Annotated in this window: 16 protein-coding genes; 9 read left to right on the forward strand and 7 right to left on the reverse strand. The window is 70.0% G+C overall.

Going from position 1 to position 26,069, the window contains the following annotated elements:
* Positions 1-121: 121 nt before the first annotated feature.
* Both hchA and HCR68_RS06290 read left to right on the forward strand, forming a co-directional pair.
* Positions 122-994, forward strand: coding sequence for a glyoxalase III HchA (gene hchA, locus HCR68_RS06285; RefSeq protein ID WP_243858967.1), 873 nt, complete (start codon positions 122-124; stop codon positions 992-994).
* A 137-nt stretch (positions 995-1,131) separates the two neighbouring features.
* Positions 1,132-3,627 carry a hypothetical protein gene (locus tag HCR68_RS06290; RefSeq protein WP_167147717.1) on the forward strand — a complete coding sequence of 832 codons (2,496 nt, stop codon included), beginning with the start codon at positions 1,132-1,134 and terminating at the stop codon, positions 3,625-3,627.
* A gap of 171 nt (positions 3,628-3,798) precedes the next feature.
* On the opposite strand, the gene HCR68_RS06295 is transcribed toward HCR68_RS06290, so the two are convergent.
* The 3 genes from HCR68_RS06295 to sucC are packed head-to-tail and all read right to left on the reverse strand — an operon-like array spanning position 3,799 to position 7,196.
* Entirely contained in the window at positions 3,799-5,049 is a 1,251-nt protein-coding gene (locus HCR68_RS06295; protein ID WP_167147720.1) for a DUF6350 family protein, read from the reverse strand.
* Positions 5,046-5,987, reverse strand: coding sequence for a succinate--CoA ligase subunit alpha (gene sucD, locus HCR68_RS06300; RefSeq protein ID WP_167147723.1), 942 nt, complete (start codon positions 5,985-5,987; stop codon positions 5,046-5,048). Before sucD ends, HCR68_RS06295 begins: the two co-directional genes overlap by 4 nt.
* A 3-nt stretch (positions 5,988-5,990) precedes the next feature.
* On the reverse strand, positions 5,991-7,196 hold the full coding sequence (gene sucC / locus HCR68_RS06305; protein WP_167147726.1) for an ADP-forming succinate--CoA ligase subunit beta: 1,206 nt from the start codon (positions 7,194-7,196) through the stop codon (positions 5,991-5,993).
* A gap of 443 nt (positions 7,197-7,639) precedes the next feature.
* Here sucC and HCR68_RS06310 point away from each other — a divergent pair, with 443 nt between their 5' ends.
* The 4 genes from HCR68_RS06310 to HCR68_RS06325 all read left to right on the forward strand — a co-directional run bounded on the left by HCR68_RS06310 (position 7,640) and on the right by HCR68_RS06325 (position 14,357).
* A complete protein-coding gene (locus HCR68_RS06310; RefSeq protein ID WP_208320521.1) occupies positions 7,640-10,015 on the forward strand; it encodes a 6-phosphofructokinase in 2,376 nt (791 codons plus the stop codon).
* A gap of 6 nt (positions 10,016-10,021) precedes the next feature.
* Positions 10,022-10,858 carry a CPBP family intramembrane glutamic endopeptidase gene (locus HCR68_RS06315; RefSeq protein WP_167147729.1) on the forward strand — a complete coding sequence of 279 codons (837 nt, stop codon included), beginning with the start codon at positions 10,022-10,024 and terminating at the stop codon, positions 10,856-10,858.
* A 100-nt stretch (positions 10,859-10,958) separates the two neighbouring features.
* The gene (locus HCR68_RS06320; RefSeq protein ID WP_167147732.1) at positions 10,959-12,254 is read left to right on the forward strand and encodes a chloride channel protein; all 1,296 of its coding nucleotides are present in this window, start codon (positions 10,959-10,961) and stop codon (positions 12,252-12,254) included.
* Between the two features lie 1,248 nt (positions 12,255-13,502).
* Complete coding sequence (locus tag HCR68_RS06325; protein ID WP_167147735.1) at positions 13,503-14,357, forward strand: CPBP family intramembrane glutamic endopeptidase; 855 nt, start codon at positions 13,503-13,505, stop codon at positions 14,355-14,357.
* A gap of 4 nt (positions 14,358-14,361) precedes the next feature.
* Here the strand turns inward: HCR68_RS06325 and HCR68_RS06330 are convergent, their stop codons facing one another.
* The 4 genes from HCR68_RS06330 to HCR68_RS06345 all read right to left on the reverse strand — a co-directional run bounded on the left by HCR68_RS06330 (position 14,362) and on the right by HCR68_RS06345 (position 19,852).
* Positions 14,362-15,069 carry an SDR family NAD(P)-dependent oxidoreductase gene (locus tag HCR68_RS06330; protein WP_167147738.1) on the reverse strand — a complete coding sequence of 236 codons (708 nt, stop codon included), beginning with the start codon at positions 15,067-15,069 and terminating at the stop codon, positions 14,362-14,364.
* Positions 15,066-16,964 (reverse strand): Na+/H+ antiporter NhaA, encoded by a 1,899-nt coding sequence (nhaA, locus tag HCR68_RS06335; RefSeq protein WP_208320522.1) that lies wholly within the window; start codon positions 16,962-16,964, stop codon positions 15,066-15,068. The genes HCR68_RS06330 and nhaA overlap by 4 nt, the downstream gene beginning before the upstream one ends.
* On the reverse strand, positions 16,964-17,740 hold the full coding sequence (locus HCR68_RS06340) for an SDR family NAD(P)-dependent oxidoreductase (protein ID WP_167147741.1): 777 nt from the start codon (positions 17,738-17,740) through the stop codon (positions 16,964-16,966). The genes nhaA and HCR68_RS06340 overlap by 1 nt, the downstream gene beginning before the upstream one ends.
* A 243-nt stretch (positions 17,741-17,983) precedes the next feature.
* On the reverse strand, positions 17,984-19,852 hold the full coding sequence (locus HCR68_RS06345) for an alpha-glucosidase (RefSeq protein WP_167147744.1): 1,869 nt from the start codon (positions 19,850-19,852) through the stop codon (positions 17,984-17,986).
* Between the two features lie 373 nt (positions 19,853-20,225).
* Here HCR68_RS06345 and HCR68_RS06350 point away from each other — a divergent pair, with 373 nt between their 5' ends.
* The 3 genes from HCR68_RS06350 (at position 20,226) to HCR68_RS06360 (ending at position 25,488) form a co-directional block, all read left to right on the forward strand.
* On the forward strand, positions 20,226-22,769 hold the full coding sequence (locus HCR68_RS06350) for a TIM-barrel domain-containing protein (protein WP_167147746.1): 2,544 nt from the start codon (positions 20,226-20,228) through the stop codon (positions 22,767-22,769).
* Positions 22,770-22,850: 81 nt separating this feature from the next.
* Positions 22,851-24,800 (forward strand): beta-N-acetylglucosaminidase domain-containing protein, encoded by a 1,950-nt coding sequence (locus HCR68_RS06355; RefSeq protein WP_167147749.1) that lies wholly within the window; start codon positions 22,851-22,853, stop codon positions 24,798-24,800.
* Between the two features lie 49 nt (positions 24,801-24,849).
* The gene (locus tag HCR68_RS06360) at positions 24,850-25,488 is read left to right on the forward strand and encodes a sugar O-acetyltransferase (protein WP_167147752.1); all 639 of its coding nucleotides are present in this window, start codon (positions 24,850-24,852) and stop codon (positions 25,486-25,488) included.
* The last annotated feature ends 581 nt before the right edge of the window (positions 25,489-26,069 follow it).

Here is a 26,069-nt window from a genome sequence, read left to right on the forward strand (position 1 = left end):
AGGTCCACCGGCAGCGCTGATCGCTCTCGAAGAATCCGGTGGGGTCGTCCGGCACGCACTCGCATCATCAATTACCTTCATTCCACTCCTATTTTAGTCCGAGCAACTAGAGGAAAGGTTGATGAGTATGACTGTCTCCAAGACCCCCGTCCCGGACCGGGCCGAGCACAACGCCTTCTTCCCCTCCGAGTACTCGCTGGGGCAGTACGTCCCGGCGAGGACCGACTTCGACGGCGCCGTCGGGGCGCCCCGGGTCACCTCCGGCCCCCGCAAGATCCTGGCCATCGCCGTGGACGAGCGCTACCTGCCCACGCAGGGCGGCAAGCTGTTCTCCACCGGCAACCACCCGGTGGAGACCCTGCTGCCCCTCATGCACCTGCAGGCCGCCGGCTACGAGGTCGAGGTGGCCACACTGTCGGGCAACCTGGCGAAGTTCGAGATGTGGGCGTTCCCCGCCCAGGACGAGGCGCTCAAGGCCGCCTACGAGGGTCTGCTGCCCGCCCTGACGCACCCCAAGCGCCTGGCCGACGTCGTCGCCACGGAGCTGGATGAGGACTCCGAGTACGCCGCGGTGTTCATCCCCGGCGGCCACGGCGCCATGGGCGGCGGCGTTCCGGAGAGCACTGACATCAAGGACACCCTGGTGTGGGCGCTGAGGAACGACCGCCCGGTCATCACCCTGTGCCACGGTCCGGCCGCCCTGTGCGCCGCCACCGACGAGGAGGGGGCCTCCTACTTCGCCGGCTACTCGCTGTGCGTCTTCCCCGACGCCCTGGACAAGGGCGCCAACGTGGAGATCGGCTACCTGCCCGGGCAGCTGACCTGGATGCTGGGCGAGCGCCTCAAGCAGCAGGGCCTGACCATCGTCAACGACGGCATGAGCGGCCAGGTCCACCGCGACCGTCTCCTGCTCACCGGTGACAGCCCCCTGGCGGCCAACGCCCTGGGCCGCCTCGCGGTGGAGACGCTGACGGGCAGGGCCTACAGCGCCTGAGGAATTCACCTGACTCAACTGACGCTTCTCCGACGTTCGGTCGGCCGGTTCACAGGCGATGTCGCTGCCGGTGAACCGGCCGACCGAACGGCCCGTTTCCTTGCGGGCGGCTTTAGATACGTCATACAGTCCACAGCATGACTGCGCCCATCAACATCGCAGCAACACCGGTGTACCGCGGGGCTCCTCCCGAGCGGTGGCAGGAGGCGGCCTCCGCCTACCGGCGCTGGTGGAGCCGCCACCCGGGGTTATCCAGCGCTCTGAACCTGGTGGTGCGCGGAGCCTACGCCGTGATGATCCCCCTGCTCATCGCCGCCCTGGTGATGGTGCCGCGGCTGACCTACGCCGCCGTCCCGGCGGCGTTCATGGCCGTGTGCCTCATGGTGGTGGCCCTGCTGTCGCGTACCCGGACCATCAGCTGGCGCTCGGTGGTCCTCATGTACGGCGTCGGCGCCGTGTGGTCCCTCATCGTCGCCATGATCATGAGCTCCGTGCGCACCCGGGCGGGGCTGTCCGTCATGGGCAACGGAATGAGTATCGCCCTGACCATCGCCCTGGAGGTGCTCAGCCCCCTGGTGCCCCTGGTCCTCGTGGTGTTCCTGGCACCGGGCCGGATGCGCCGCCTGGCGGCCTCCGACTGGGCCCTGCTCGGTTTCGCCGCCGGCGCCGGCCTGACGGCCGTCAACGACGGCATCCGGGCCCTTGAGGACAGCAGCATGCTCTCCTCGGTCCTGGGCAACGGGCGCCTGCCCTTCTCCTTCAACCCGTGGACCTCGGGGTCGATGACCCAGGAGAACAGCAACGTCCTGGCGGTCAGCTACCAGGTGAGTACCGCGAACATCACCATGGCGGTGGCCCTGGCGATCACGCTGTGGCGCCTCAAGGACTCACCGGCCTTCGAGGGGGCCAAGAACCTCGTGTGGCTGCGGATCGTGGCCTGGATACTGCCTGCGGTGGTCATCCTGCAGTCGGTCAGCGACCACGCCACCTACACCGCCAGGATCGCCCAGCAGCTCGGCCAGAGCGACTCCGGAGGCGGCTTCCCGGCACTGCTCATGTTCCTGTGGCGGGTCAACGGCGGGGGCCTGAGCGCCATCCCGCTGTCCGTCATCCTCATGGCCGCCTGCCTGCTCCTGGACGCCCACCGCCGCGCCTACGCCGGCGTGCACGGATGGACGGTGGCCGGGGCGCCGGCTCCCCGCTACCCCAATCTCACCGAGGCGCCGCCGTTCGTACGCGCCCTCATCGTCTCGGTGGTGGCGCTGGCGAACTTCACCTGGGGAGACCTGGCCGTCACCTGGGGCGCCTACGGCGACCTGCGCCAGGGCCGCCTCTACGCCATGAGGGCCGGGCGGGCTACCGCCGAGCAGGTGCGCGGCGTCAGGGCCGATGCCATGGAGGCCACGACGCCGGGCGCCGAGCCGAACGCCCGCCAGGGCTTCAGGCTCGGGATCCTCGTGGTCAGCGTCGTGCTGTTCCTGTTGTGCTGCATCTACGAGGTGCGCACCGTCTGGCAGCTGCCCCCCGGACTCAAGGAGACCGAGGACGATCTGTTCCTCTCGGCGCTGCCGCGACTGCTCTCCCAGTGGTGGAGCGCCCTGAGCGGCACCCAGGGTCTTCTCTACGCGATCGGCGCCCTGGCCGCGGTGGCCCTGAGCCTCTCACTGGTCCTGACCCTGGGTGCGCCGGGGCGTCGCATCAGCACGGCGCCGTCGTCCGTGAGCCTCACGGGCTACCTGCTCACGCTCACGCCCGGGCAGGCCGCCTTGAGCCTGCTGGACTTCGCGACGACCTACATGCCGCGCTCGGCCCTGAGCGCGAGCCCGGCGGGCGGTGGCACGGACCTGGCCGCCGAGCTCTCGGTCAACCGGCGGATCCGGGTCGCCGAGAGCTTCTCCGAGAGCCAGGAGCTGTTCACGGCGCGCACCAAGCGGCAGGTGGCGGTCGAGGCCGACATCGCTCGTCTCCAGAAGCTCGCCGAGTCCCTGGGCGTCGTCGGCGTCGACGCCCTCGAGCCCAGCCGGCTCGATGAGACCGTCGCCGACCTGGCCGACTCCGGGGCGGACTCACGCGTGGTCGGCGAGATGCGCGACCTGGCCGCCTCGGTGTCCGAGCAGCAGGGCGAGATCCTGGGGCTCTCACGCCGACTCAACACCGGCAACGGTGAGCAGTTCGCCATCCTGGAGGGCTTCCGGATCACCGATGCCTTCCGCGGCAGCGCCATCGACCAGCGGCCGGTCGACAGCCCCGTCCACGCCCTGGCGCTCTCCCCCGGCGGGGCCCAGCTGGTCGTCGTCGAGTACCAGGGTGCGGCCCCCACCATCGATGACGACGACGAGACCGACATTCCTCCTCGCCGGCTGCCGGGCCGCTCGGCCCACAAGTCGGCCGACAACGTCCTGGAGCACCTGGCCACCGACGAGCGCGTCACACGGTTCTTCCAGGAGTCCCCCGAGCTGTGGCAGGCTCTCAAGGAGGGGCGGGTGAGCCTGGAGGCGAACGTCCTCTACACCCCCATCCCCGGAATGACCTACCGGGCCGGGTCGGCGAGCCTCGCGGTGACGCCCGATCTCATCGACGGCGTGGACGCGGCGATCAGTGCCTTGAGCAGCGCGGACGCTTCGGCCCGCTGAGCCCGAACGGCTATGGGTAGCCCGATCGGAGGCCCACCCTCCCATCGGGGACTTACCTTCGCGACGGCGACTGCGTTTCGCTGCAGATGACTGGTGTCTGACCTCAGTCATCTGCAGCGAAACGCAGTCCTGGCCGGAGAAGTACGTCCTCGATCCACCGGATCCACGGCGCTAGACCTCGTCCTCCTCGTCGCTGCGCTCGGCCGCGGCCGGCTCCTGTGAGCGCGAGCCCGGCAGGATCGACCCTGGCAGGGCGCCTCGGGCCCAGGTGCGCGTGTAGGGGTGGGCGAGGACCGCCATGGCGGCCAGGCCGACCCCGACCTCGACGAGGACGAGGATCACGGTGTAGAGGACCTGCGGGCCGACGTCGGTCATCCGCCCGGGCCCCACGGCGCCGGAGGCGGCCAGGCACAGCAGACCCACGCCGCCGGCCACGAGGAGGGCCGCCAGACCGGCGGCACTGACGGCGTAGCGCACTCGCAGGGCGTTGAGGACCGCCCGACGCCGCCAGGCGGCCACCATGGCTCCGGCCGTCACCACGAGCGGGAGCCACAGTCCCACGGTGCTCAGCGGCGCCGTCGGCAGCAGTCCCAGCAGCGGCAGGGTGGGAACGGGGCCGGCCACCACGCGGTCGGGGGCGAAGACCGTCCCCGTGCCCACGGAGAAGCCGGCGCCGATGAGCCAGGAGCAGGCCCAGATGAGCAGGGTCGGCACCCAGCCGAGCTGGAGCAGGACCAGGCCGGTCATCGTGATGAAGCCGCCCCCGGCCAGGGCGTCGTGCAGGACCGAGACCCGGCCGGCTCCGGTGAAGACGGCCGCGACTACTACCAGGAGGCTGAGCAGCGCCAGGGCACGCGCGGCGCCGTAGGCCAGCGACAGGGCCGGGCCCACCCAGTGGGGGCGGCGGTCCCACCACCGGTTCAGGGTCGGCCAGCCGTTGCCGGAGCGCTGGAGCTGGACGGCGACGACGGCTCCTGTGATCGCGGTGATGCCGACGACGGCCGGCCAGGTCTCCGGCCCCGTGGGACCGGTCAGGCAGGCCAGGATCGCGGCGGCTGCGGAGGCGGTGACGATGGCCGCCCCGGCCGCCGGGCGGCTGGGGCGGGCCCGCCGCACGCAGTTCCAGGTCCAGCCCGCCTGCGCCAGGGTCAGCCCCAGCAGCGGCAGGCTGAGGGTGCCCTGGTCCGCGGAGGACGAGGCGACCATCCCCCCGAAGCCGAGGCTCCACAGGGCGGTTCCGGCGCGCAGCGCCTCACCGGCGCTCAGGGCGGCCGCGGCGTTGAAGCTGGAGGCCGCCATGGACACGGCGACCGTCAGCAGCACCACCATCAGCCAGATCAGTCCGACCGACTCGATCCCCACGCGCAGGGACCACAGGACCCAGGACGTCAGCCTGGTGACTCGCGACCGCTCCAGTCTCAAGCGCTCACCTCATCGGCCAGTCGGCGGTAGAGGTCGCGGGCGATCTCGGCGGTCTGGCTGGGGGTGCGGCCCACGCGGACGCCGGCCGCCTCCAGGGCGGTCCTCTTGGCCTCGGCGGTGCCCGAGGAGCCGGAGACGATCGCGCCGGCGTGGCCCATGGTGCGCCCCTCGGGGGCGGTGAAGCCGGCGACGTAGGCGACGACGGGCTTGGTCATGTGCTCACGGATGTAGGCGGCGGCCCGCTCCTCGGCGTCGCCCCCGATCTCGCCGATCATGACGACCAGGCGGGTGTCGGGGTCGGCCTCGAAGGCGGCCAGGGCGTCGATGTGGGTGGTGCCGACCACCGGGTCCCCGCCGATGCCGATGCAGGTGGTGAAGCCCAGGTCGGACAGCTCGTGCATGAGCTGGTAGGTCAGGGTGCCGGACTTCGAGACCAGGCCCAGGGGTCCGGGGCCGGTGATGTCCGGCGGGGTGATGCCCACGTTGGAGCGGGCCGGGGAGATGATGCCCGGGCAGTTGGGGCCGATGATCCGCACGCCGCGGTCGGCCGCGTAGGCGCGCATCCAGGTCGCGTCGGCCACCGGGATGCCCTCGGTGATGACGACGACGAGGCGCACGCCGGCGTCGACGGCCTCGATGACGGCGCCCTTGGCGAAGGCGGGCGGGACGAAGACGACGCTCACCTCGGCGCCGGTGGCCTGCCTGGCCTCGGCGACGGTGCCGTAGACGGGGACCTCGACGGTGCCGGCCTGAACCTGGTCGGAGCCGGGGCCGACGGGGGTGACGTCGAAGGTGACGGTGGTGCCGGCCTTGCGGGGGTTGACGCCGGCGACGACCTTGGTGCCGGCCGACAGCATGCGGGTGGTGTGCTTGCGGCCCTCGGAGCCGGTCATGCCCTGGACGATGACACGGTCGGTCTCGGTCAGGAAGATGCTCATGTCTCAGGCCTCCTTGCCAGCGGTCTGCCCGCTGATCTGCTCGGCGATGGCGGTGACGACGTCGGCGGCCCCGTCCATGGTGTCGACGACGGTGACGCCCTCGATGGCGGCGTCGGCCAGGATGGCGCGGCCGGTCTCGGCGTTGTTGCCGTCCAGGCGCACGACGACGGGCTTGGGCAGTCCGCCCAGGGTCTCCACGGCGGTCACGATGCCCTGGGCGACGGTGTCGCAGGAGGTGATGCCGCCGAAGACGTTGACGAGGATGGCGCGCACCTGGGGGTCGGAGGCGACGACCTCCAGGCCGGTGGCCATGACCTCGGCCGAGGAGCCGCCGCCCAGGTCCAGGAAGTTGGCGGGCCTCATGCCACCGTGGCGCTCACCGGCCCCGGCGACGACGTCGAGGGTGGACATGACCAGGCCGGCGCCGTTGCCCAGCACCCCGACCTGGCCCTCCAGGCGCACGTAGTTGAGGCCGGCCTCGCGGGCGCGGACCTCCAGGGGGTCGGTGGCGGTGGAGTCGACGAGATCGGCGTGGGCGGGATGGCGGAAGCGGGAGTTGTCGTCGAGGGTGACCTTGCCGTCCAGGGCAATGATGCGGCCGTCGGAGGCCTTGACCAGGGGGTTGACCTCCACGAGCGTGGCGTCCTCGGCGGTGAAGACCTCCCAGAGGCGCTCGATGACGGCGGCGACGTCGTCGGCCAGGGGGCCGGGGGTGAAGCCGGCGGCCTCGACGATCCGGTGGGCGACCTCGGGGGTGATGCCCTCAAGGGGGCTGATGCCGACGCGGGCCAGGGCCTCGGGGCGCTCGGCGGCGAGCGTCTCGATGTCCATGCCGCCCTCGCGCGAGCACATGGCCAGGTACTGGCGCTCGGCGCGGTCCAGGAGGATGGAGAAGTAGTACTCGGCCTCGAGGTCGACGCCGTCGGAGATGAGGACGGCGTGCACCGTGTGGCCCTTGATGTCCATGCCCAGGATGTCGCGGGCGCGGGCCTCGGCCTCTTCGGCGGTGCGGGCGAGCTTGACGCCGCCGGCCTTGCCGCGGCCGCCGGTCTTGACCTGGGCCTTGACGACGACCAGCTCACTGCCCGCCTCCAGGAGGGACTGCGCGGCGCTGCGCGCCTCCTCGGGGGTCGTGGCCACGGCGCCGTCGAGCACGGGGACGCCGTGCTCGCGGAACAGGTTCCTGGCCTGGTACTCGTAGAGATCCATGCAGCTGATCCTCTCGGTGCATGTGGATGGCTTGTGGGCGCGGCGCGGGCCGACGCGGCCGGGCGGGCGCCGGTGATGAGCCTAACGTCCCGGTGCCCGCTGAGCGGGACGAACACGGGAGTGAGTACGCCGACCCACCATTTACCATGGATTGACACGACGTCGAGGCGAGAACGAGGGGAAGAGTCATGCCGGGGCTGACGGTAACGAGCATCCTCGTGGGCGCTGTGGTGCTGCTCGGCGTCTGGAGCGGCAGGCGGTGGGGCCTCAGGCGCAAGCGCCTCCTTGACACCGACGAGCCACGTGCCTCAGCGCAGCTCCGAGGGCGCCCTGGGACCTGGGGAGGATGACGTGGCGGCGCTCACCAGCGACAATGGGGACCGACGTCCTCCCGGCCGACGCCGGGAGCCAGGCCCACCGGCGACCCCAGGGAAGGACCCCACATGCCAGCCGCCATGTCCCCAGACACCGCCCCCTCCCCCACAGACTCGTCGCCCGGCCCGCTCCTCGGTCTGGACGGGGAGCCTCTGCGCATCGGGGTCCTCACCTCCGGCGGTGACGCCCAGGGCATGAACGCGGCCGTGCGGGCCGTGGTGCGCACCGTCATCCGGCTGGGGGCCAGGCCCTACGCGGTCATGGAGGGCTGGGCCGGCGCCGTGACCGGTGGCGACGGGATCCGTCCCCTGGAGTGGGACTCGGTGGGCTCCATCCTCCAGCGCGGCGGCACCATCATCGGCACTGCCCGCTCCGCGGAGTTCCGCGAGCGCGCCGGCCAGCTGGCGGCCGCCCGCAACCTCCTGGAGCACGGCATCGACCGGCTCGTGGTCATCGGCGGGGACGGGTCCTTGACCGGCACCAACGAGTTCCGCAAGAACTGGCCCTCCCTGCTCGAGGAGCTCGTCGCCAACGGGGACATCAGCGCGGAGACGGCCGCCGCCCACCCCGTGCTCATGGTGACCGGCCTGGTGGGCAGCATCGACAACGACCTGGTGGGCGCCGACATGACCATCGGCACCGACTCGGCCCTCCACCGCATCCTGGAGGCCATCGACGACATCTCCTCGACCGCCGCCTCCCACCAGCGCACCTTCGTCGTGGAGGTCATGGGCCGCCACTGCGGCTACCTGGCGCTCATGGCGGCCGTGGCCGGGGGCTGCGACTACGTCCTGGTCCCCGAGCTCCCCCCGGGCAAGGACTGGGAGGAGGACATGTGCTCCAAGCTCAGGGCCGGCCGTGAGGCGGGGCGCCGCGAGTCCATGGTCATCGTCGCCGAGGGCGCCACCGACCGCGAGGGCAACCGCATCACCGCCGACGACGTCCGCCAGGTCATCGCCGACAAGCTGGGTGAGGCCGCCCGCGTCACCATCCTGGGCCACGTCCAGCGCGGTGGCCGCCCCAGCGCCTACGACCGCTGGATGTCCACGCTGCTGGGCTGCGAGGCGGCCCGCGAGGTGATCGCCATGGAGCCGGGCAGCGAGCCGGTCATCATCGCCGAGCGCCACAACCGCATCCGTCGCCTGCCGATGATGGAGCAGATCGCGGCGACCCGCGCTGTCAAGGACCTCGTGGCCGCCCACGACTACCTCGGGGCGATCCAGGCCCGCGGCGCCAGCTTCGGCAACATGCTCGAGCTGTTCGAGACCATGTCCACTCCCCCGGCCGAGCCCGCCGCCGGCGCGGGCTCGCAGGCGTCACCCACCACGCGTCCCAAGCAGGTCGCCATCATCCACGCCGGCGGCCTGGCGCCGGGCATGAACACGGCGGCGCGCGCGGCCGTGCGCCTGGGCATTGATCATGACTTCACGATGCTGGGCGTCTACGGGGGATTCCCCGGCCTGCTCGACGGCGACGTGCGGGAGCTGACCTGGGCCGACGTCGAGGGCTGGGTCGGTGACGGCGGCGCCCAGCTGGGCACCCGCCGCGAGGTGCCCACCATCGAGCAGCTCTACGCCCTGGGGAGGGCCATCGAGCTCCAGGAGATCGACGCCCTGCTGGTCATCGGCGGCTACAACGCCTACCTGAGTGCCTACCGCCTGGTCACCGAGCGGGACCGCTACCCCGCCTTCCAGATCCCGATCGTGTGCGTGCCGGCCTCCATCGACAACAATCTGCCCGGCTCCGAGCTGAGCATCGGCACCGACACGGCGCTGAACAACGCGGTGGCGGCGCTGGACTCCATCAAGCTCTCCGCGGCGGCCTCGCACCGCTGCTTCGTCGCCGAGGTCATGGGCCGCAAGTGCGGCTATCTCTCCCTGATGTCCGGTATCGCCACCGGCGCGGAGAAGGTCTACCTCAACGAGGAGGGCATCACCCTCAAGGGCCTGGCCGCAGACTCCGAGCGGATGGTGGAGTCCTTCCGCTCGGGCCGCAGCCTCTACCTGGTCATCCGCAACGAGCGGGCCAGCGTCAACTACACCACCGACGTCCTGGCCCATATCTTCGCCGAGGAGGGCAAGGACCTCTACGACGTGCGCGAGGCGATCCTGGGCCACCAGCAGCAGGGCGGCAGCCCCACGGCCTTCGACCGGATCATGGCGACCAAGCTCGTCGCCTACTCCCTGGACCTGCTGGCCGGCGCCCTCAAGCACGGCGAGCCGATGGCCTCCTACGTGGGCCTGGTGGAGGGCAAGGTCTCCCACCACCCGCTGGACCGTATGAACGACGAGCTCGACCGCGAGCACCGCCGCCCCCGCCACCAGTGGTGGCTGGGTCTGCGCCCGGCCATCGGCCTGGTCAGCCAGAACAGCGGGACCCTGGCGCTCAAGGACGTGCCCGACTTCGGTGAGGCGGTCGACGACGCGGCCGGAGAGCGGAGGTAGCGCGAGTTGGCAGCCCGCCCCGGCTCGCAGCGTGAGGTGGTCCCTCCCGGGGCCGTGAGCGCCCCGGCCGGGGCGGAGGCGACCCGTACCCGCTGGAGCGCGTGGGCCGCCCTGATCCTGCTCATCGGAGGCCTGTCGATCGGCGTCGTCCTGGCCCTGGCGGGTGGCCCCTGGCAGGTTCTCGCCGTTCTCCACCTAGGAGCACTGGCCATCTGGTTCCTCGTGTGGCGCCGTAGCTGGCGCGACCTGCTGCGATCCGCAGGGCCTCGCAGTCCCTGGCTGCTCTTCGCCGTCGGCGCGGGGTTGTGCGCCCTGAGCGCCGTGGCGCGCCGCCCGATCGACGACCCGGGCGCCGTTCTCGCTCCCGTGACGCTCACCGGGCTTCTGTCGGCCCTGGCCAGCGCCGTGGGCGTCGGTGTGCTCATGAATGCCGTCCCCGAGGAGCTCTCCTTGCGCCGTTGCCTGCTCGAGCCCCTGCGAGCGCAGTTCGGGGACCGGTTCGCCCTGTGGGTCACCGCCCTGGCCTTCGTCGGCATTCACCTGCCCACCTGGATCTCATCGGGCGCCACCGCCTCCATCTACGCCGCCGAGGTCCCCGAGAAGCTGTTCTTCGGTCTGGTGGCCGGATGGTCCGTCCTGCGGCTCGATTCCCTGGCCTTCGCCCTGGGCATGCATGTGGGCGGCAACGTCGTCGGCGTCCTGCTGGACTCCCTGTCCCGGCAGGACACCCTGACAGGGTGGAGTCGACTCACCGCGCCCGTCGTCGTCGCAACCCTCATCGAGACGACGGCGGCGGCCGGTGCCGTCTGGTACCTGAGCCGGAAGCCTGGAGCCGGTCGATGAAGGGGGGCTGCCCTACTTCGGTGAGGCGGTCGACGACGCGGCGCGCTGAGGGCTCAGCCGGAACGCGGCCGGATCGGCGGGTGCGGGTATCGTGCCTGGGGTGCGCGCGCTGACCCGTCCCCGGTTCCTGGTGGCCGCCGTCCTGGCGGGCGTGACCGCGGGCCTCATCGGGATCGCGATGGCACTGCTCCTGGAGGTCTTCGAGTCACTGTTCTACGGCGTCACCCACGGCGGGCTCCTGGAGCGCCTGGCCGCGGCCCCTCCCTGGCGGCGCGTACTCGCCCCCGCCGCGGGAGGCGTCGTCGCCGGCGGCGTGTGGTGGTGGCTGCGCACCACCGGCGGGGTCGCCGACGTGGAGACCGCCGTTGCGGACTCCTCCGGGAGGGCCGCCTCCCGGATGGGGCTCGCGCGCCCGTTCGTCGACGCCGTGAACCAGGTCCTCACCGTCGGCTCGGGCAACTCGGTGGGTCGGGAGGGCGCCCCGCGTCTGGCCGCCGGGGCCGTGGCGGCCCGACTCGTCGCCCGTCTGGGGATCGGAGGCGCCGACGGGGCGATCCTCATCGCCTCGGCCGCCGGGGCGGGCCTGGCCGCCATGTACAACGCGCCGCTGGGCGGGGCGGCCTACGCCGTCGAGCTCGTCATGGTCACCGGGATGCGGCGGCGCGGGGTCGCCGTGGCGGTTCCGGTCTGCGTCATCGCCACGCTCGTCTCCTGGCTGCACTCCCACGGGCGCCCGACCTTCGGGATCGCCTCGCCGGGGCCGTCACCGGCAACCGCGCTCGGACTGGTCGCGGTGGTGCCGGTGGCCGCCGCTCTGGGCGTGGGGGCCAGACGGCTGTGGTCCTGGATGCTGCGGCGCCGGGTTCGCGCCGCACGGTGGCTGCCCGCGGCGATCGGGGCGGCGGGGCTGGTCACCGGGCTGGTGAGCCTGTGGATCCCGGCCGTCGTCGGCAACGGCCGCGACGCCATGGAAGTGGCCCTGAGCGCCGCGGACGCCCAGGTCGGCGCCCCGGGTCCGGCCCTGGTCATGCTGCTGGGGGTCGTCGCCCTCAAGCCGGTCCTCACCGGCCTCACGCTCGGGGCCGGCGCCACCGGCGGTCGCCTGGCCCCGTCCCTGGCCGCGGGCTCGAGCGCCGGGGCCGCCCTGGCACTCGCGCTACAGGCCGGCGGGATGGAGGCGAGTGTGCCGGTGCTGGCACTGGCGGGTGCCGGCGCCGTCCTCGCCACGACCCAGAAGGCCCCGGTCTTCGGGATCGTCTTCACCTGGGAGCTGGCCCGCGCCGGGTCCTGGACTCTGGTGGCACTGATCGTCGTCGTCCTCGCCGTCACCGCACTGACCACGCCGGCTTACTTCGGCAATTTATATCGCGTGTTTTACAAACCACAGACAACATAGACACCATGAGGATTATTCATAGCAGTCTCCGCTACCTTTCTTGAACTGCGATGAGTGTGCGGACTCTGGTGTCCACAGAAATGACATTGAAGCACTTATGGCGGGTGCGGCACTGGCAAATCGTTGGAATTACGCCGATCCGTCGACTCGAATCCAGGCGTTGAGGCCCCAATGTCATTTCTGTGGACACAACAGCGGCACGACTCGGGCCGTCCGTGTGATTCGAGGCCGCCGAGTCCCGCCGTGAGCGTCGCGGTCGGGAGCGAGACTCCGGTTCAAGCCTTCAAGGTACAGACTCGGCGTCTCCCCTACCCCTTCGAACGTGATGTCCCCTGCAGCCACCACGGTCAAGATCACCTATGGACAGCCCCGCGAATAAGCCTCCATAATCCTTATTGTCGATTAGCAGCCATGATCATAAAACCAAAGACCGCAAGAATTAAAAGAATAAGGCCTGATATTGACGTAGGAATAGTGGCCGCAACCCTCCGAAAACCTTCCCATAATGCCGCCCACAGAAGTAACGGAAGTGACACACCAACGACAATTGTGCGCACGCCGACACCGAACGCCGCCCATGAGCGCACCACCGCAGCCAATAAGAGCGCAAAAAGAAGGAGGTATACCCAAAACGCCGAGCGCCCTGATTCAATCCGCGAAACCCCCTGCCAAACACAAGCAACCGCAACATAGGGAGTGACCAAATGTGCAGCAACCGACAATCCGACAGGACCACATTGCCGTCCAGAAGAAAGTCAGCAGGAAAAGCCCGCGGACACCAAACCAACGATCACCACAGCGAGCGTCGCGCGCCAATCCCAGTCAACATAGTGATCGACAGCCACATCTTCGACGTTAAACACTTACTCACACCTCGAATCTAACCGCTGAAAATACAAGATCGAGAAACCAGCACCCCAGACACAGCAAGACACCAAATCAGATCCCAACGAATCAAAGTCGCGACCACAAAAGGAAGCAACCTTTAAGTCTGCATCAAAACAACATCCCCCTCCCCGAGTAACACAACAACGGCACCCGAAAATCGCAGCCGCGTACAATCACATCCCCACCCTCCTTTTCGATTTCCCTTAATCGAAACTGTAACACAAGCAGACAACCCACATAAGCTCCAGATTTAAGTCACTTATTCAACATTCCCAGATTAAACTAATGGGATTCTTGCTTCATTAATTTAATTGCACTAATATATCTGCGTCAGTAGATAATGTTACTTATCGGAGCCTCATGCGCCGTCATCACGACAACGCCCCGCCTCGCCACGCCGCGCCACCTCACCGCGCATGGCACGCCGGCGACGGCACCGGGCGTCCGCCGGCTTCAGGTGGCGCCGTCGCCATCTCCCTCATCCTGCTCGCCGGGTCCCCGGCGCTGGGAACCGCCCTGGCTCTCCTCCAGGGACCGTGGATCCTCATGCTCCCGGTCCTTCACCTCGGCGGCCTGATGCTCTGGGTGGGGCCGCTCCATCGTGGCTGGCGCGACCTCGTCGCCTCCGGCAGCACCCACAGCCGAACCGCGCTCTTCACCGCCGGCGCCCTGGCTGGAATCGCCTTCGGCGGCCTGCACGCCTGGATGGGGCCGACGGGCACCGGCCCCCTGTGGAAGCCGGAGATCACCGCATCCACGCTGCTCCATGCCCTGGTCTTCGCCGTCTCGGTGGGCATCGTGTACAACGCGCTCCCCGAGGAGATCACCCTGCGACGCACCCTGTTCGCGCCCGTGCACGAGCGCCTCGGGGCCACCGCGGCGGTGCTGGTGACCACGGCCTCCTTCACCGCCCTGCACCTTCCGACCTGGCTGACCTCGCAGACCAGCGCCGGCGGCTACGCCTGGCAGGTCCTTCACAAGGTGCTCTTCGGACTCCTCGCCGGCTGGTCGGTGGTGCGGCTGCGGTCGGTCTTCTTCGCCCTGGGGCTGCACGTCAGCGGCAACGCGCTGGGCCTGTTCATCGGCCAGCTTCAGAGCGAGAACCTTCCCGACTTCGAGATCTCGTGGCTCAACGCCGCCATCCTGCTGATCGGCGCAGCCGTCACCACCGCCTTCATCCACCTCCTGGGCCGACGACGAGGCCGAGGGACCTGAGGACTCAGGCCCAGCCCTGGGCGGTGGGGACCACCTCGATGTCGCGAACGACGACGTCCTGGGGCAGGTTCAGCTGGTGGTGCACGATCGTGGCGATGTCTTGCGGGTGCAGGGGCGCTGAGGCGATCTGCTCGGTCACCGCGGGGATGTCCCGCCCCTTGGTGGCCGCTGTCTCCACGTAGCCGATCGCGATCGTGCGTGAGCGCACCCGGTCGGCTCGCAGCTCCACCCGCAGCTGCTCCCCCAGGGCGTTGCGGGCGGCCGCCGTGGCCCCGTAGACGGCCGCGTGCTCGAAGGCGACGTCGCTGGCGATGGAGCCGATGACGATGATGTCGGCGACCCCTCGGGCCTCGGCGGCCCGCCTGAGGGCGGGCAGGAGGAGGCGCGCCGCCCTGAGGACGGTGGCGATGTCGGTGGTCATGCCCTCGACCCACTCCTCGGCCTCCCTGGAGTCGAAGGGGCCGCCCAGCATCCCGCCCGCGCTCGTCACGAGGGCGTCGACCGTCCCCTCCTCGCGCACGATGCGCTCCAGGGCCTCGTGAGTGGCGTCGGCGTCCTTGAGATCGCAGCGCACGACACGCGCATCGATCTCACTGAGCGGCTCCTGACGGTCGACGACGACGGTGTTCCAGCCCTCGGCCGCGGCCCGCTGGGCAATGGCCAGGCCGATGCCGGAGGCGCCTCCGGTGACGACGATCGTGCGAGGGCTCATGCCTTACCTCCTGCTGCTCCGGGGACATCGGCTGTCTGACAGGGCTGCTGGGCCTGCTCGTCCTGCTGCTCGAGGGCGTGCCTGGCCTCCTCCAGCGCGGCGATGAGGTGATCGGTCTCGGCCGGTCCCTCGTAGATCTCGCCGTTGATGAAGAAGGTCGGGGCCGTGGTCAGCCCCAGCGAGATGGCGTCGTCGGCGTCGTCGTGCACCCGCGGGGCGTGGACCTGCTGACGCATGGCCTCCTCCAGACGCGGCAGGTTCGCTCCGACGTCGATGGCTGCGCGCCGCAGCATCTGCTGATCGAGCTCCTCGTCCTGGCACAGGCGGCTGAGCTCCTGACGCATGGGCGAGAACAGCTCCCGGCTCTGGGCGCTGACGGCCTCGATGACGAGGGCGGCCTGCTCCGCCGCGGGGTCGCCCATGGGGTTGTGGCGGTAGACGAAGCGCAGCTCGGGCCCGAAGTGGTCGCGCAGCTCCTGGACGATGTCGTCGATCGCGGCATCGTCCAGGTCGCCCAGGCGGCCGTACTCCACGAGGGTGAGCGGGGCGTTGACCGGACCGTCGATGTGGTCGCGCTCGGGGTCGACCGGCCGGTTGAGACGCTTGTGGGCGGGGGCGTGCTGGACGTCGTAGCGCGCCGTGGCGGACATGGCGATCATGCCGAGCACCGCCGAGAGCAGGGAGGCGGCCAGCACGCCGATCCGTGCCTCGGACTGCAGGACGGGGTCCTCCAGGGCCAGGTCCACGATGAACAGCGAGATGGTGAAGCCGATCCCGGTGAGGATCGATCCGGCGCCGACGTGCCGGTAGCCGACGCCCGGCGCCAGCTCGCCGATCCGCAGCTTGGTCGCCAGGACGGTCGCGCCGTAGATGCCCACCACCTTCCCGACGACCAGGCCGACGATGATGCCCCAGGTCAGCGGCGAGGTGAAGGCCTGCTTGAGGGTCTGCGGGGTGATGATGACGCCCGCGTTGGACAGGGCGAAGACCGGCACCACGACGAGGTTGACGAACGGCGCCAGCATGAGCTGGAGGCGCTCGTTGATGGACACCGAGCGCATGATGCCGTCCATGGCGGCGCTTCCGGTGGCCGCCACCGGGGTCCGGCGGAAGACGCGGGTGAGCTCCTCGGCCTGCAGGACCGCGCTGCGCTCGGGCGGGAACACCGGCAACAGCAGGCCCAGGATCACGCCGGCGATCGTGGCGTGGACGCCCGAGGCGAAGACCGCCAGCCACAGCACCACCCCGGAGATGACGTAGACGGCCATGCGGTGCGGCCTGGACTGCTGGAGCAGGAACAGCAGGAAGGCGACGACGCCCGCCACCGCCAGGGGGACCAGGTGGATGGTCTCGGTGTAGGCGGTCGCGATGACCAGCAGCGCGCCGACGTCGTCGACGACGGCCAGCGTCACGAGGAAGGCGCGCAGCTGGGTGGGAAGGCGGCTGCCGAAGACGGCCAGAATCCCCATGACGAAGGCGGTGTCGGTGGAGATGACGATTCCCCAGGCGGAGGCGCCCTCGGTTCCGGTGTTGAGCCAGAAGAAGAGGAGGGCCGGAATGATGAGGCCGGCGAGGGCGGCGATGACGGGGACGCTGGCCCGCCGCCACTCGCGCAGCTCGCCCATGATGAAGTCGTGCTTGACCTCCAGGCTCACCAGGAAGAAGAACAGCATCATGAGGGCGTCGTTGATCCAGTGCTGGAGCGACAGCCGGATCTCGGTGCTCCCCAGGGAGACCGCGAGCTCGGTGTGCCAGAAGTCCTCGTAGGAGTGCCCGCCGAGGTTGGCCCAGGCGATGGCGATGATGGTGGCGGCCAGCAGGAGGATCGCGCCGGAGGTGTCGCGGCCGCGGAAGGCGGTGTAGGCGCTGCGCACGCGCCCGATCATCCGTCCCATCAGCGGTTCCCCACCGGCTGGATCGTGGCGCTGGCCAGGTTCACGTGGGCGGGCAGCGAGATCATGAACTCCAGCTCGTCGGCGACCCGTTCACCCCTGATCGTCTCCGCGTCCGCCGGCATCTCGTCGACGAAGTCGTGGTGGTTGCTCGTGGACCGGTGGGCCCCGAAGTTGCTCTTGGCGAAGAAGCTCCCTGCGGTGAACATGGCCGGCAGGTGGTGGACGCGCACACCCCGCGGCCCGTACTCGGCGCGCAGGTGCTTGGCGAACTGACCGACGGAGGCGCCCAGGGAGGAGAACACGGAGTAGGCGTGCTGGCGCTCGTAGGCCGGCCCCGTCCCGATGAGGACGATGTCCGCGCGCTCACCCCGCTCCCCGGCGGCAAGGATGTCGGGGGCGAAGATCTGCACCGTCTGCAGCGTCCCGGCCAGGTTGGTGGACATCATCAGCCGCCAGTCGGCGGGGATCGCCTCCTCGAAGGGGGCGGCGCGGCGCACGCCCGCCGCGCACACGAGCAGGTCGGGCGGACCGTAGCCGGCCAGAATTCGTTCTCGGGCCTCGACGATCTCATAGGCACTGGTCACGTCCGCGGGGCAGCTCAGCGTCCGGGCGCCGTGCGGGAGGTGCGCCTGCATCCGTTCGATCCGGCGCCGCTTGCGGGCGATGAGGGCGACCCGGAACCCGGACTCGACCAGCTTGTGGACCACGGCTGAGCCGATGGTGCCGGTGGCCCCGGTGACGACGGCGGTGCGGCCGTCGAAGTCATCTGATGGCATGAACGTCCTCTCTCATCATCCCGCCGGTGCGCCGCATCAGGACCGGGATCCTGTCCGCGAGCGCGCCTGCCAGGCGGTGCGAAAGATGTCTACCAGATCCTCCCGGAAGACGGTCCGGCTCATGGACGTGGCACACCCGCCCAGCCACCTGGCAGGAAGTGTCCAGATAGGCCAACACGTCGTCCACCCGGACTATTCCACGGTTCCCCGCAGGGCCGTCGCTCCCCGGAGCGCTCCGACTCCTCAGGCCCGACGGCGCAGCAGGAGCGAGTCCCAGCCGGCCAGGGACTCCGGCATGCCCACATGCCCCGAGCCCGGCTGGACGTCCGGGTCGCCGGCGCGCAGAACCTGCTCGGCCCGCGCCCACTGTTCCGGCTCCAGGCCCTCGGCCGCGAGCGCCACCAGCAGGCCGCCCTCACCGGTCAGTGGCAGCTCCTCGCGGGAGCACTGGGCGATGAGCAGCAGCTGCTCCAGGTGGCCGCCGTCCTCCTCGGGGGCGCGCCACCGGCGCGCGATGACCCATGCGGTGGGGTGGTCGGCCGCCAGCAGCCGGAAGGTGCCCAGGGCGAGGGCGGCGTCGTCGTGCCGCAGGGCGATGAGGCTGCGGTAGTGCTCGAAGACGGATCCGGGCACGCCCACCTGGGCGGCGGCGTTGACGGTTCCGTGGTCGGGGGCCAGGTCGATCCAGGGCTCGCCGGTGGTGAAGCCGGCCCTCTCGCTGGAGTCCCACTGGACGGGGGTGCGGGCGTTGTCCCGGGAGATGGGCGCCAGTCCGGCCAGGACGGCGGCCGGGTCGTCTCCGGCGCGCACGCGCTCGTGGAAGTGGTTGACGGACTCCAGGTCCCGGTAGTCCTCGATGCCGCGGAAGACCGTGTTGGCCATGCCGAGCTCCTCGCCCTGGTAGACGTAGGGGGTGCCGCGGTGGGTGTGGAGGATCGTGGCCAGGGTCTTGGCCGAGCGGACGCGCCAGGCGGGGTCGTCGTCGCCGAATCGGGAGACGGCGCGGGGCTGGTCGTGGTTGTCCCAGTAGGCCGAGTTCCAGCCCTTCTCCGCCGCAACGACGCCGGAGGGCTCCGTGACGGGGGCCAGGGCGGCCTGCCAGTCGGCCAGGTTGGTCTTGAGGGTGACCAGGTCGAGGGGGCGGGGGTCGAACTTGCCTCCCGGCCCGTCGGTGAGGCTGACGTGCTCGAACTGGAAGACCATGTCGAGCTCGGCGCGGGCGGGGTCGGTGTAGAGGGCGGCCTCGGACCGCGTGGCCCCGGGCATCTCCCCGACGGTGATGACGTGGCCGGGGCGGGGCGCGAGGACCTGCTGGTTCATCTCGCGGAGGAACTCGTGGATGCGCGGGCCGTTGGCCACGGCGGCGAAGGCGTTGCCATAGAGGTCGCCCTCGCCCTGGGGCGCGTCGGTGAGCGGGTGGGTCTTGGAGATGAAGTTGATGACGTCCATGCGGAAGCCGTCGACGCCGCGGTCCAGCCACCAGGTCATCGTCTCGTGGACGGCGCGGCGCACCTCGGGGTTCTCCCAGTTGAGGTCGGGCTGCTTGGGTGAGAAGAGGTGCAGGTAGAACTCCTGGGTGCCCTCGTCCCAGGCCCAGGCCGACCCGGAGAAGGCCGACCCCCAGTTGGTGGGCTCGGTGCCCGGCTGCCCGGGGTCCAGTCCGTCGACCTGTCGGGCGGGCCGCCAGATGTACCAATCGCGTTGGGGGTCCTGCTTGGAGGAGCGGCTGGCGGCGAACCAGGGGTGCTCGTCGCTGGTGTGGTTGACGACGAGGTCCATGACCAGGCGCATGCCGCGGGCGTGGAGAGCCTCGATGAGGGCGTCGAGGTCGTCCAGGGTGCCGAAGAGGGGGTCGATGTCCTGGTAGTCGGAGATGTCGTAGCCGTTGTCGTCCTGCGGGGAGCGGTAGACGGGGCTGAGCCACACGACGTCGATGCCCAGCTCGTCGAGGTGGTCCAGGCGGCTGGTCAGTCCCGGGATGTCGCCGATCCCGTCGCCGTTGGAGTCGGCGAAGGAGCGGGGGTAGACCTGGTAGACGACGGCGCGGCGCCACCAGTCGGGCTCGTCGCCGACGTGGTGGGCTGAGACGACCAGGGGTGCGGGACGGGGCATGGGCAGCCTTCCTTCCTACCGGCATGAGGGGAGATGCGATGAGAACGAAGCAGGAACAGAGCAGGAACGGGGCTCAGGCCATCGCGATGCGGACGGGACCCCGATGAGCAAGGTCGGCGCCGGCTCATGGTCCCTCCGGGCTGCGCCGCCAGGACTGACGGTGCCTGCTGGTTCCGCCCCGATTGTGTCAGAAAGCGACGCCGTCCATGGCCGATTATGATGAGTTCTCGCGCCTGGTCCGGCCTTGGCGGCCTTGGCGGTCTTGGCCAGGAGGGCGCCGCTCCCCCGCCGCGTCCCTGAGACGTGGATGTCCTTAGCGACGTCGTCTCGACGCTCCTGACGACTCCGTTGTCCTGTTGTGAAAGGCAGACCGTTGGTTTCTCCTCTCTCCGACGCCCCCGACACGCCGCGGCCGGCCGCCGCCCGTCCCGAGGCGGTCGTCATCGGGCCCGCAGTCGCCGAGTCCCGCAGCCGGTTCACGGTGCTGACCTCCCGGCTCATCCGCATGGAGCTCTCCCCCACCGGGGCCTTCACGGACGCCGCCACCCAGCTGGTCGTCAACCGGGACCTCGGCGATCCGCCGTCGTTCCGCGTGGTGCGGGGCGAGGACCGCCTGGAGATCATCACCGAGCACCTGCACCTGATCCATGTCCCCTCGCTGGGCTTCTCCCCCTCCGGGCTCAGCGTCAGGCTGCGCTCGACGGCGCTGCACGCCCACGGCGGCACCTGGCACCACGGCGACGTGTGGGACCCCGACGAGGCCTTCCCCACGAACCTGGGCGGCACCGCCCGCACCCTCGATGAGGCCGACGGCGCCGTCAGGCCGGGCCCGGGCCTGCTGAGCCTGAGCGGCATCACCGCCCTGGACGACTCGTCCTCACTGCTGCTCACCGAGGACGAGTGGGTTCGGCCCCGCGACGCCGGCAACCGCCTCAGCGACGGGGCGCAGGACCTCTACGTCTTCGGCTACGGTCAGGACTACCGGCAGGCGCTGCGCGACTTCTTCCGCCTCACCGGCCCGAGCCCCCTGATCCCCCGGGCGCTGCTGGGCAACTGGTGGAGCCGCTACCACCCCTACAGCGGTCAGGAGTACCTGGCGCTCATGGACCGCTTCGCCACCGAGGAGCTGCCCTTCTCCGTGGCCGTCATCGACATGGACTGGCACCTGACCGACATCGACCCGGCGATCGGCACGGGCTGGACCGGCTACACCTGGAACCGGAAGCTCTTCCCCGACCCGAGGGCCTTCCTGGAGGGTCTGCATGAGCGGGGCATGCTCACCACGCTCAACGTCCACCCGGCCCAGGGGGTGCGGCGCCACGAGGAGGCCTACGAGGAGGTCTGCGCCGACCTGGGCCTGGACGCCGCCGGCGGGGAGGACGTGCCCTTCAACGTCGCCGACCGGGGCTTCATGGGCTCCTACCTCTCCCGACTCCACCACCGCCTGGAGGAGCAGGGCGTGGACTTCTGGTGGCTGGACTGGCAGCAGGGCGGCTCCACGACGGTTCCCGGCCTGGACCCGCTGTGGATGCTCAACCACGTCCACTACCTCGACTCGGGCCGCGAGCGCCCGGTGGCCTCAGGTGGCGTGGAGCGCCGTCGGCCGGTGACCTTCTCGCGCTTCGCCGACGCCTCCAGCCACCGCACCCCGGTGGGCTTCTCCGGGGACACGATCATCAGCTGGGCCTCGCTGCGCTTCCAGCCGCGTTTCACGGCCACGGCCGCCAACATCGGCTACTTCTGGTGGTCCAACGACATCGGCGGGCACATGCTGGGCACGAGCGATGACGCGATGGCGGCCCGCTGGTTCCAGCTGGGCTGCTTCTCCCCCATCAACCGCCTGCACTCGTCGAACTCGGGCTTCACCTCCAAGGAGCCGTGGCGCTACTCGCGCGACGCGCGCGCCACGATGGAGGCACACCTGCGGCTGCGCCACCGGCTGGTGCCCTACCTGTACACGTGGGCGCGGCGGTCGGTGAGTAAGGGCATCGGCCCGGTGCGTCCGCTCTACCACGACCACCCGCGGGAGACGGCCGCCTACGAGCACCGGAACAGCTTCTGCTTCGGGGACCTGCTAGTGGTACCCTTCACCTCCCCGCTGGATGAGACCACCGGCCTGGGGCGGGAGATGACCTGGCTGCCCGACGGCGTCTGGTACGACCTGCCCACGGGGCGCCGCTACGAGGCCGCCACCGGCGGGCACGGGCGCATGCTGAGCCTGTCGCGCCCCCTGGACCGCATCGGTGTCCTGGCCCGGGCCGGGTCGCTCATCCCGCTGTCCGGGAGCCTGACGGAGGCGGCCGGGGACAATCCGCGCGAGCTGGAGATCGTTGTCGTGCCCGGCGCCTCGGGGAGCTTCGTCCTGGAGGAGGACGACGGCTCGGCCGATCCCGGCCCGGACCGGGTCGCCCGCACCCGCATGGAGCTCACCTGGCCGGATGCCACGAGTGAGGACGCCAGGGACGGCGAAGGCACCGGAGACGTGGTGCTCCGCATCCGTCTGGAGGGGGCCGACGACGTGGTCCCGGACTCGCGGCTGGTGACGGTCAGGCTCCTGGCAGGCCGGGTGACGGGAGCCCTGCTGGGGGTGGCCGGTCAGGCGCGCCGCCTGGCCATCGAGGAGGTGGACGGCGACGGCTTCACCCTGGGGGCCGGCACGCTCGTGCACTTAGGTGAGCTGAGTCGCCGGGAGCTGGCCGACGGCGTCGGGCTGGTGCTGCGCGGCGTGGAGCAGTCCCCGGCCGACTGGCACGGCGAGGTTCACGCCATCCTGGACGCGGCGCGCGTGGCCTATGCCGCCAAGGACCAGGCCTGGGGCGCCGTGCAGCGGGGCCTGAGCGGGACCGCTCTCCTGGGGGAGCTGGAGTCCCTGGGGATGCCGGAGACGCTGCGCTCGGCCGTGGCCGAGGTGCTGTAGGCGATACGCACTCATACGACACACTTTTTCTATTAGTTTTAAACGTAACCAGATTAAGTGTCGTTAATGAATAATGGCCCCATGGTCATTTCGGGAGCATCCCCCTCCTCATCTCGTCCTCGGTCCCTCACGATCCCAGCACTCCTCGTCGGACTGGTCCTCGGTCTTGTCGTCTCGATACCAGCGCCCACCGCGGCAGCAGCACCGGGCACCCCGACCCTGACACCAACGCCCCAGTCGGTTCAGTGGACGGGGCCGACGGTGGACCTGACCGGGACGGTGGAGATCGTCAAGGTCGGGGACCATGCGGGTGACGACGTCGTCAAGACTGCCACCGCCATCGTCGCCTCCGCCGGGGGCAAGGTGGTCACCCGGCGGGGAAGGGCGAGGATCGTCGTCGGCACCAATGACGGCAACGCCTCCCGGTATCGTCCGGCGTCCCTGTCCGTTCCCGCTCAGAGCGAGGGCTACGCCCTGACGACCTCGTCGGCGGGCGCACCCTCCGTCATCGCCCTGGGAAACGACGCCTCCGGCGCCTTTCACGCGATGACGACGCTCAGGCAGATCACGGTGGACGGCAAGGTCACCGGCGCAACCATCACGGACTGGCCGACCATGCGGGTACGCGGCGTGGTCGAGGGCTTCTACGGCATCCCCTGGAGTCACCGGGCACGCATGGACATGCTGTCCTACATGGGCAGTCAGCGCATGAACACCTATGTCTACGCCCCCAAGGACGACCCGTACCTGCGGGCCAGGTGGCGCGAGCGCTATCCGGCCTCCGACCTGACTCGGTTGAAACAACTCTCCCAGACGGCCAGGGCGGCGCAGGTCAACCTTGTGGTCACGCTCTCCCCGGGAGAGGACATCTGCTACTCCTCCCCGGAGGACTACGCCGCGGCCACAGGTGCCTTCGAGCAGCTGCGCGGCATCGGGATCACGAGCTTCTACGTCGCCTTCGACGACATCTCCGGGGACTTCACCTGCGACTCCGACACGGCGCAGTTCACGGCCTCCGGGGACAAGGCGGCTCTGGCCCAGGCGCAGGCCCACTTCCTGAACCGCATCCAGCGGGAGTATCTCAAGCCCAAGGGACTACCAGACCTGTGGATGGCGCCGACCCAGTACACGGGTATGGACAAGACGGCTTACAAGTCCACTCTGGGGCGGGAGCTCGACCCGGCCGTCTCCGTGCAGTGGACGGGGAGGGGAATCGTCACCGACTCCATCACCACCGAGCAGGCCTCCCAGGCCGCTGCGGCCTACGGCACGAGCAGGCTGGTCATCTGGGACAACTTCCCCACCAATGACGGGGAGAACCAGGCTCGCCTGTTCCTGGGGGCGATGCCGGCCCGAAGCACCGACCTGGCCACTGCGGTCACGGGGATCACCACCAACCCGATGATCCAGCCCTACGCCTCCCGCCTGGCCGTGGCCGAGTACGCGAGCTTCGCATGGAACCCGACGGGCCATGATGCCCGGGCCACGAGGGAGGCGGCGATGATCCAGATCGTGGGCGCGAGCTCGGGGCCCGCGTGGGAGGCGATGCAGGCCTTCGTCGACGTGCACGAGCAGTGGGAGTTCACCGGCTGGCAGGCCTCCGACACCTGGAACGACGTCTACGCCTTCATCTGGGCCCTCGACGGAGACGACGACGCGGACATCGAGGCCAAGGCGGCCACGTTGCGCACGCGCCTGCGGCTGCTGAAGGACGCCCCCAGCACCTTGGCCTCGGTCAAGGTGCGCGGTTTCTACAGCGACACCAAGCCGTGGATCGATGCCACCTCGAACTGGGCCAGCGCGGACCTGGCCGCTGTCGACCTCGTCCTGGCACTGCGCAGGGGAGACGCTGCCGCAGCCCAGAAGGCCCAAAGGACCATGGAGTCGATGGTCACCCGAGCCGCGGCGAAACGCGTGAGCGCGCTGGGTGGCAATGGCCGCCCTCAGGCCAGTGCCATCACCCCGAAGCTGGGCGACACCGGGATGGGCGAGCTCGTGGACCATGCCCGCCAGGCCTGGAACAACCGGTGAGTCGGGGCCGTGAGCCCCGGAACCACGACGATCGCGGTACCGTCGAGCCATGAGTGAGAACCCCACCCCGCGTTTCCCCGAGGCCGAGCCGTACTTCGTCGGCGATGACCGCACCAACCGCGAGCGCATGCTCGCCGGCGACTGGTACGTCGCCGATGACCCGGACAGTGCCAGGATCGCTGCGCACGCCCGCAAGATGCTCTACCGCTTCGAGCGGGCCTTCGCCGAGGGCGAGGAGGACTGCTGGGACCTGCTGCGCTCGGCGATCCCGGGTCTGGGTGACAAGGCCCGCCTCCTGCCGCCGGTGCGCGTGGACTACGGGGACAACATCACCGTGGGTGAGGGGACCTTCGCCAACTACGGGCTCGTGGCCCTGGATGTGGTGGAGATCCGTATCGGCGCGCACTGCCAGATCGGCCCCAATGTCCAGCTGCTCACCCCGGTCCACCCCCTGGAGCCGACGCCGCGGGCCTGCTCCCTGGAGGCGGCCGACCCCATCACGATCGGCGACAACGTGTGGCTGGGCGGCGGGGTGATCGTCTGCCCCGGCGTGACCATCGGGGACAACTGCGTCATCGGCGCGGGCTCGGTGGTCACCAAGGACATTCCCGCCGACAGCCTGGCGGTGGGCAGCCCGGCCCGCGTCCTGCGCCGGCTGGACGACTCCACCTTCGGCCCCAGGCACTAGGGGCTGTTGCGAAACTGGGGTGAGGTGTCCGCGTGTTCGTATCTCTACCCCTCGAACGCGAGCCCCGAGGTATGACCGCGATGCAGTGCCGTGGCCGATGCGATGTGAGGAGCCGCTGAGATGACGGGGCGTCGCGGGCGATCGTCATCGCCATGATGCTGTGGCGGACCTTCTTCGGCTGCGTCAGTGTGTCCTGGGCGCTGGGCTCCCCGTGGCGAGTGTCCACAGAAATGACATTAGTCCGCACGAGCCGCCCACTCGCCGACTAAAACCGCGGAATCACGCGGTTTTCAAACCAGCATCAACGTCGTCGGGCATCCAATGTCATTTCTGTGGACATCGGGCTCAGTCCGTGTTGCGAAATGTGGGGAGGGCGGCGGCGCGGGTGAGGCCTCCGGGAAATCACGGCTGGTGTCAAGTCATCTCGTGACCGAGCCGGTGGCCTCAGTCGCCCAGGACAGACGCAGGCGCTGGGCGCCGTCATGACCTCACCGATGCGCAGTGGGAGGTACTGGCCGACAAGGCCTACTCCTCACAGGCCAACCGGGCCTGGCTGCGCGCCCACCACACCCGCGCCACGA

Source organism: Actinomyces sp. ZJ308 (assembly GCF_011752065.1).
GTDB lineage: Bacteria > Actinomycetota > Actinomycetes > Actinomycetales > Actinomycetaceae > Actinomyces.